The organism is Bacillus cereus ATCC 14579 (genome assembly GCF_000007825.1).
Taxonomy (GTDB): Bacteria; Bacillota; Bacilli; order Bacillales; family Bacillaceae_G; genus Bacillus_A; species Bacillus_A cereus.
Genome location: NC_004722.1, coordinates 277,501 through 285,000, shown reverse-complemented (window position 1 = coordinate 285,000; position 7,500 = coordinate 277,501). Strand labels below are relative to the sequence as shown.

Here is a 7,500-nt window from a genome sequence, read left to right as displayed (position 1 = left end):
CTTATTAACTTCAAGGGAAGATCCTTTTCCAAATGTTGTTTTAGAAGCATTAGATGCAAAACTTCCTGTTATAGGGTTTAAAAATGCTGGAGGTTTTGAAGATGTTGTTACAGAAAAAACTGGTGCCTTAGTAGATTTTTTAAATTTACCCAAAATGCTAGAGAAAATATATGAATTTATTCACGATGAGGGATTACGATTACAAAAGGGAAGCTTTGGCCAAGAACTTATCGAAAAAAACTTCAATTTTCTTAATTACATTTATCAATTACTAGATCTTCTCGAACATAATTACAAAAAGATAAGTGTAATCATACCGAACTATAATTATGAAAAATACTTACCTGCTCGAATCGAATCAATCTTAAACCAAACCTACCCTCTTTACGAACTAATTTTCTTAGACGATGCCTCCACTGATCATAGCGTATCAACTTTTAAAAAGCTGCTCTCAAAAGAAAATAAGCCCCACCTGAAGGTTCAACAGATTATTAATGATAAAAACTCTGGTTCCGTATTTAAACAATGGATAAAAGGAGTCTCTGCAGCAACTGGTGATTATATTTGGATCGCAGAGGCCGATGACTTATGCGATAAGACATTTTTACAAGAGGTGATACAGGGGTTTTATATAAATAACAATATTACCTTAAGTTACACACAATCAAAACAAATTGATGAACAAGGAAATGTATTGGCTAATCATTATTTAAATTACACAAATGATATCGATAAAGAAAAATGGAAAGGCCCCTATTTTCGAAAAGGCGTCGAAGAAATACAAGATACGTTACTTATCAAAAACACTATACCTAATGTTTCAAGTGTAGTTTTTAAAAATATAGATATGAAGAAAACAGAAAAACAGTTAGAGAAGTTCAAAATAGCTGGTGATTGGTTTTTCTATGTTTCTCTTCTTACAGAGGGAGATATTTACTTCAATCCATCCCCCTTAAACTATCATAGACGACATTTAAATAGCGTAACGAGAACAGAAGATTCATACTCCCATTACAATGAAGTTGTACAAATGCAAAATTTCATTAAAGAAAGATTTACTATCGACGACATTTCTAAAATGAAAATGTATACATATAGAAAGCATCTTAAAGCATACTTAAAAATTTAAACATGTGCTTTCTATGCCATCAATATCTCTTGTAAGTTGCTACTATTACTTAAGGGAGGAATACTCTTTGAAAGACTTTATAGAGGAACATAAAGATTTAATTTCTCAAATCGCACACAACTATAATGTAAATGCAAGTATCCATCCTGAGGATCATATCTTTCAGTTCATTGTCACTAATCCCGTCTTCCCATCAAAAAAAGAAGCGATAGATTACTACTTTAAAGATGGGCAAAACTCAGCACAAATACTCTTAAACTTAATTACTTCCCTTTATCCTCCTACAGGCAATCCAATTAAATTGTTAGAATTTGCATCCGGATACGGCTGCGTAACACGTCATTTATTAAATCTACAAGCGAATTTGAGTATAACCGCTTGCGATATACACGAAGAGGCTATTTCCTTTATTGAAAACAAATTAAATAATTCTTCTATATTATCTCATCCTGAGCCTGAACAGTTAAAATTGGACTCCTCTACGTACGATATCGTTTTTTGTCTATCCTTTTTCTCTCATATGCCTGATACAACTTGGTTTCGTTGGCTGCAAACATTGTATAACGCTGTTTCACCTGGTGGTTTATTCATTTTCACAACCCATGGCTATCAAAGCAAAAAATACTTCGGGTTTCCAAATTTAAATGAAAAGGGCTATTGGTTTCTCTCTTCTAGTGAACAATTCGATTTAGATGTGAATCAATACGGACAAACGATAGTTAGTCCCTCTTACGTGTGTGACAAAATTAAATTATTACCCCATAACCCAATTATCAAAAAGTATACTGAAGGATTTTGGTGGGAACATCAAGACCTTTGGGTTATAGAAAAAGAAGCAAAATAATAACCCACGCTCTGCTTATACAAGTAGAGTGTGGGTTATTATTTTTTACTATATAAGAACTCTTCAATCCATAGCTTATTTAATCTAATCCCATGTTTAAAATCTATTTTAGGTTCCCAATTCAATTCTTGTTTTATCTTATCAATATTTAAAATGATTTTTTGAACGTTCTCTTGTTTTTGTTTGTAACAGATAAAATCCACTTTTCTTTCTGTTATTTTCTCTAATTCCACTATAATTCGTTTTAAAGAAAGACCTTTGCCACTCCCTATATTGTATACGCAAGATTTCAATTGATTTAATTGTGCTAGTTGTATAGTAATTTCAACTAAATCATCGATATAAATATAATCTCTAATAATCTCCTCTGGATTCCCATATATATGAATCCTTTCATTACTGAGATGCTGGTACAAAAAACAATTTATCGCCCCAACTTTTTTTAAGGGGTTTTGGTATTTTCCATACGGATTAGAATATCTACATACAACATAATCTATTCCATATTTTCTCTTATAAAAATACAAATAATTCTCCAGCGAAACTTTTGTTATTCCATACGGGGAAAGTGGTCTTAATGGATGTTTCTCATCAATAGGCAAATATTCAGGTTCACCATAAACTGTGCCTCCCGAAGAAGCTAATATAATTTTTTTAATACGAAAATCTTTAACACTTTCCATGAAATTAAGAAAAAATAGACTGCTATTAATATCACCGAAAACATCTTCAATTGAAGTTGCTACGTTAGACGTCGCAGCTAAATAAATAATAATATCTATATTCACTAAAGCCTTATATATATCCTCAACATTTTCTAAATCACCTTTAATAAATTCAACTTCACTTATAATATTTTGAGGAAAATTATTTATATGTCTGGAAAATACTTTTACATTTTGCCCCTGTTCCAATAAACCCAATGCGAGGTTGATACCAATGAAACTATTTCCACCTACTATTAAATAATTATTCTTCCTCATAATATCATCTCTCTAGTAATAAATTTTTCCCCGTCGTCAAACCTAAAAATATACACAAATAAACTGGATCATTTCGATTATTCATCTTCTTATCATTGTATGTTTGTTATAAATTTTCATTATCTTTATTTTATATTTTCATTTTAGAATAGCTTCCTTATTCAGGTTGACTGCAAAAACACTCATAATATTTACTCATCCCCATGAATATATTTAATAAACAATCCTCACTTGTTTAACCCATAAAAAAAACGTCTACATACACAAATTTCCCAAAAAGGAGTGCTGAACTCATGAAAAATATAAATCAAGAACTTTTAAATCATGTAATTCTACATAAAGATCGAATTCCACATTACCATAAAGACTTTCCGATTATACTATTTTGGAGTCATAGAAGCGGATGCACCGCGTTAGCTAATTGGTTCTTTTTTCAAATCGGATTATTTACTGAAGCAAAGAAATACAATGACTTTATTCATTACTATGAGTTCTGGGTGTATAAGAACAATACAAATTACATACCCGAGTTACAAAATGGTCTTCTAGAGGGTAAAAAGGATGTTTGTAAACTTGTGCGAAATCCCTATACAAGGGCTGTCAGCTCATTTCTATTACTTGCTGACAACCCATATGCTAGCCCTCAATGGGAAAGTATCCGTCATTATTTTTATAATGACAAATATAGTAATCAAGGAATATCATTTAAACAATTTTTATATTACGTTCAGGCATTCGGCTCCAATTCTCTAGCGTTAGATATACATTTTAGTCAACAATACGTCCCTGGTGAAGAAAACTTCATCCAATGTTATATTCCTTTAGAAGATTTTAATACACAAATCACCAAACTAGAACACACGTACGATTTGATAAAATCCCCTTTAGCACTTCTTACAAATTCAGATCATCATCGCGCACACAAGATGATTTATGCAGGGAGCTATGCAGAACTTAGCATTACAGATACAGACTTCCCACGATTTCCAACATACGAAAGCTTTTATGATAAAGAAACTATGGATTTAGTTACAGAAATATACGCACAGGATTTTGAAATGTACCCATACACGAAAGGGATATTTTAAGTCTATACATTTTCCCATGAATAAAAGCTGATGCATCGCATAGCATAAAGTGAAACTTTAATTCGATTGGGGGTTCTCTTCAACTGATTATTCCCTTCTCCTAATCGCAATTTTAAAAAATACCTAACTTTCACCCATTCCCCCTTTGATTTCGCTGATTGTTGACGTGTATCATACTTTCCATAAATAGATTGCATTTAACATAGGAGGGATGTCGTGTGGAAATCAATTTGAAACACAATAATGGGTACTGCGTTATTTGCGAAAAGAAAGCTACATTTATAGAGCATAATGATTGGCTTAGAGATCATTATTTATGTTCTACATGTAACTCTATACCAAGGCAGCGAGCTTTAATCCATGCCTTGCATACATTTTTTCCAAAATGGAATTCCTATAGTATCCACGAATCCTCTCCTGGAGGAATTACAACTCAGCTACTATTAAAAAACTGTAAAAACTATACTTATTCTCAATACTTTAAAAATTATCCTCTTGGCCAATACTTTCAAGGTATTAGATGTGAGAACTTAGAAGACATGACTTTTGAAGATGAATCTTTTGATTTATTCATTACTCAAGACGTTTTTGAGCATGTAATGACGCCAAACAAAGCCTTTAAAGAAATAGAACGAGTATTAAAACCTGGCGGCGCTCATGTATTTACTGTCCCTTGGTATCATACACTCACAAAAACTGTGCAAAGAGCAAGAATGAATCAAGAAGTGATTGAATATATTGAAGAGCCCATTTATCATGGAAACCCTATTGATGAGAATGGATCTTTAGTAACGTTCGATTGGGGGCAGGATATGATTGAATATATTTATACACACGCAAACATGTATACCATTGTTTATTTACAAAAGGATAGATCACTAGGGTTAGATGCTGAATTTTTACATGTTTTTATTAGTAAAAAGCAAGAAAATAAAGTTTAATCACTATATAATTCGGAGGTTTAACAAATGAATAAATTTAAGTTAGGAAGTGATTTTGATCATCTTGTTAATTCACTATCTGATGTCGAACTTCTAAATTTATTTATACAAAGTTGTTCACAAACAACGATAAATGGGGTTCCCGTACCTAGGTTTCCTCCTGAAGAAATTCAAAAACAATTTGTAGGTGCTTCCTATGAACATGCTCTTTACGAAGCATATTTGTTTTATAGACATATAAAAGAATACGCCCAAAATTTAGGGGTTCCCTTGAATAAAGAAAGTAAAGTTTTAGACTTCGGCTGCGGATGGGGAAGAATTATACGCTTCTTATTTAAAGATGCCTCTGATCAAAATTTACTTGGCATTGATGTCGATCCTGCGATGATCACACTTTGTAATGAAACACTAGGAAGAGGGATATATAAAACAGCAAGTCCACATCCCCCTGTAGAATTTATTAGTGACAATTCATTAGATATCATATTCGCTTATTCTGTATTCTCACATTTATCCGAAGCAACTGCCGAAAATTGGGTAAAAGAATTTTCAAGAGTTCTTCGCCCTGGTGGAATCTTCATCGCAACAACACAAGCGCGCTATTTTCTTGATTTTTGTCAACAATTCCAAGAACATCCTGAATTAATTCAAACAGGATGGCATAAAACTTTATCTCAAGCTTTTCCAGATATACATCGCGCCATCTCGGATTATGAAAACGGCAAATTTGTTCACAGTCCTACTGGTGCAGGAGATGTTAGAAATAGTAGTTTTTACGGAGAAACTGTTATACCTAGGACTTATATTGAAAATCATTATGAGAAATATTTAAAGCTACAAGACTTTTTTGATGATGTAAATCGATTACCACAGGCCCTCTTTGTCCTTCAAAAAATTTAATTCCTTTCATTCAACGTAATAAATTTCATGACGAAAAGCACTTTCTATTTCAGCTATATATCAAATTACCTAATACTCTCTTAATTAAGTAAGCTTAAAGAAATCCAATACATACCATAAAAAGACAGTAAACAGATAACATATCTCTTGTTTTAAAATTGCTTCACCAAATCAAGAATAACTTCCCAACACTTGAACTACGAAAAACATGAGGGGGATATAACTTGAAAATAATCGCTTTTTACTTACCACAATTCCATCAAATTAAAGAAAATGATCGATGGTGGGGGAAAGGATTTACTGAATGGACAAATACTAAAAGTGCACAACCTTTATTTTCAGGACATTATCAACCTAGGGAACCTTATCAAGATTTTTATTACGACTTAACTACCCCCTCCGTAAGAAAGTGGCAAGCGGAAATCGCTAAAGCATACGGTATATATGGTTTTTGTTATTATCATTACTGGTTTAAGGGAAAAAGACTATTAGAAACACCCTTTAATGAGGTACTAAAGATGAAGGAACCTGACTTCCCTTTTTGTCTTTCTTGGGCAAATGAACCATGGACAAAATCTTGGGATGGTCTCGATAAACATATATTAATGCCTCAAGACTACGGAGATATATCTGATTGGAAGGAACACTTTGATTATTTATTACAGGCTTTCCAAGATGAGAGATATATTTATATAGATGATAAACCTCTATTCATTATTTATCGTCCAGGACATATTCCTGATTGTGAAAAAATGCTTAATTACTGGAATGCATTAGCGCGAGCAAATGGTTTAAAAGGTATATACTTTGCTGAAACATTAAACAGTTTTCCACTACCTAATATAAATGGATTCGATGCCAGCATTCAGTTTGAACCTTTCTATACAATTGCCCATGATAGCTCTTCAGACATAAATAAGGTAATATATGATTCTGATATGCAATTAAATGTTTGGGACTACGATAAAGTATGGATGTATATATTACAACGATCGCTCCCAAAGAAAAAAACATTTCCCGGGGCTTTTGTTGATTGGGATAATACTGCACGACGTAAAAACGCGAATAGCAGCATCTTTGTAGGTTCTACCCCTGAAAAGTTCACCATATATTTAAGCAAGCAAATTCATCGTACTTACTCTTTTTATAACAGCGAGTTTTTATTTATTAACGCATGGAACGAGTGGGCGGAAGGAACTTACTTAGAGCCAGATAAAAAATATGGATTTTCTTATTTAGAAGGGGTTAAAAATGCAATTGATAGAGGTATGAAAGCATACAAAAAAGACGAGTCATTCTGACTCGTCTTAAAGTTGCTTGGCGACGTCCTACTCTCACAGGGACAAGGTCCCAACTACCATCGGCGCTAGAGAGCTTAACTTCCGTGTTCGGTATGGGAACGGGTGTGACCTCTCTGCCATCATCACCAAACTATGAAGGCATATTCCTTCAAAACTAGATAACATTTGCTTCATATTATATGGTTAAGTCCTCGATCTATTAGTATTCGTCAGCTCCACATGTCACCATGCTTCCACCTCGAACCTATCAACCTGATCATCTTTCAGGGATCTTACTAGCTTACGCTATGGGAAATCTCATCTTGAGGGGGGCT

Annotated in this window: 7 protein-coding genes and 2 rRNA genes (2 of these 9 cut by a window edge); 6 read left to right on the top strand and 3 right to left on the bottom strand. The window is 33.2% G+C overall.

The features are described 5' to 3' along the window. Together BC_RS01605 and BC_RS01600 are read left to right on the top strand one after the other, a co-directional pair. Positions 1–1,129, top strand: partial view of a glycosyltransferase gene (locus BC_RS01605; RefSeq protein ID WP_000558370.1) — the 3' portion only. Its footprint begins 803 nt before the window's first position; 1,129 of the gene's 1,932 nt are visible here — the last part of the coding sequence; its start codon lies off the left edge, out of view; its stop codon occupies positions 1,127–1,129. 67 nt (positions 1,130–1,196) lie between these two features. After that, positions 1,197–1,973, top strand: coding sequence for a class I SAM-dependent methyltransferase (locus BC_RS01600; RefSeq protein WP_000651232.1), 777 nt, complete (start codon positions 1,197–1,199; stop codon positions 1,971–1,973). A 38-nt stretch (positions 1,974–2,011) separates the two neighbouring features. Here BC_RS01600 and BC_RS01595 read toward each other — a convergent pair whose 3' ends face one another. Then, entirely contained in the window at positions 2,012–2,956 is a 945-nt protein-coding gene (locus BC_RS01595; RefSeq protein ID WP_001230819.1) for an NAD-dependent epimerase/dehydratase family protein, read from the bottom strand. Between the two features lie 293 nt (positions 2,957–3,249). Here BC_RS01595 and BC_RS01590 point away from each other — a divergent pair, with 293 nt between their 5' ends. The 4 genes from BC_RS01590 (at position 3,250) to BC_RS01575 (ending at position 7,186) form a co-directional block, all read left to right on the top strand. Beyond that, positions 3,250–4,044 (top strand): sulfotransferase family 2 domain-containing protein, encoded by a 795-nt coding sequence (locus tag BC_RS01590; protein WP_000790044.1) that lies wholly within the window; start codon positions 3,250–3,252, stop codon positions 4,042–4,044. 218 nt (positions 4,045–4,262) lie between these two features. Further along, positions 4,263–4,985 (top strand): class I SAM-dependent methyltransferase, encoded by a 723-nt coding sequence (locus BC_RS01585; protein WP_000405125.1) that lies wholly within the window; start codon positions 4,263–4,265, stop codon positions 4,983–4,985. Between the two features lie 27 nt (positions 4,986–5,012). Further along, the gene (locus tag BC_RS01580) at positions 5,013–5,885 is read left to right on the top strand and encodes a class I SAM-dependent methyltransferase (RefSeq protein WP_001031897.1); all 873 of its coding nucleotides are present in this window, start codon (positions 5,013–5,015) and stop codon (positions 5,883–5,885) included. A gap of 224 nt (positions 5,886–6,109) precedes the next feature. Beyond that, positions 6,110–7,186 carry a glycosyltransferase WbsX family protein gene (locus BC_RS01575; RefSeq protein WP_000690973.1) on the top strand — a complete coding sequence of 359 codons (1,077 nt, stop codon included), beginning with the start codon at positions 6,110–6,112 and terminating at the stop codon, positions 7,184–7,186. Positions 7,187–7,200: 14 nt separating this feature from the next. Here BC_RS01575 and rrf read toward each other — a convergent pair. Then, a 5S ribosomal RNA gene (rrf, locus tag BC_RS01570) occupies positions 7,201–7,316 on the bottom strand. Between the two features lie 49 nt (positions 7,317–7,365). Then, positions 7,366–7,500 (bottom strand): 23S ribosomal RNA (locus BC_RS01565); it runs 2,787 nt beyond the window's last position.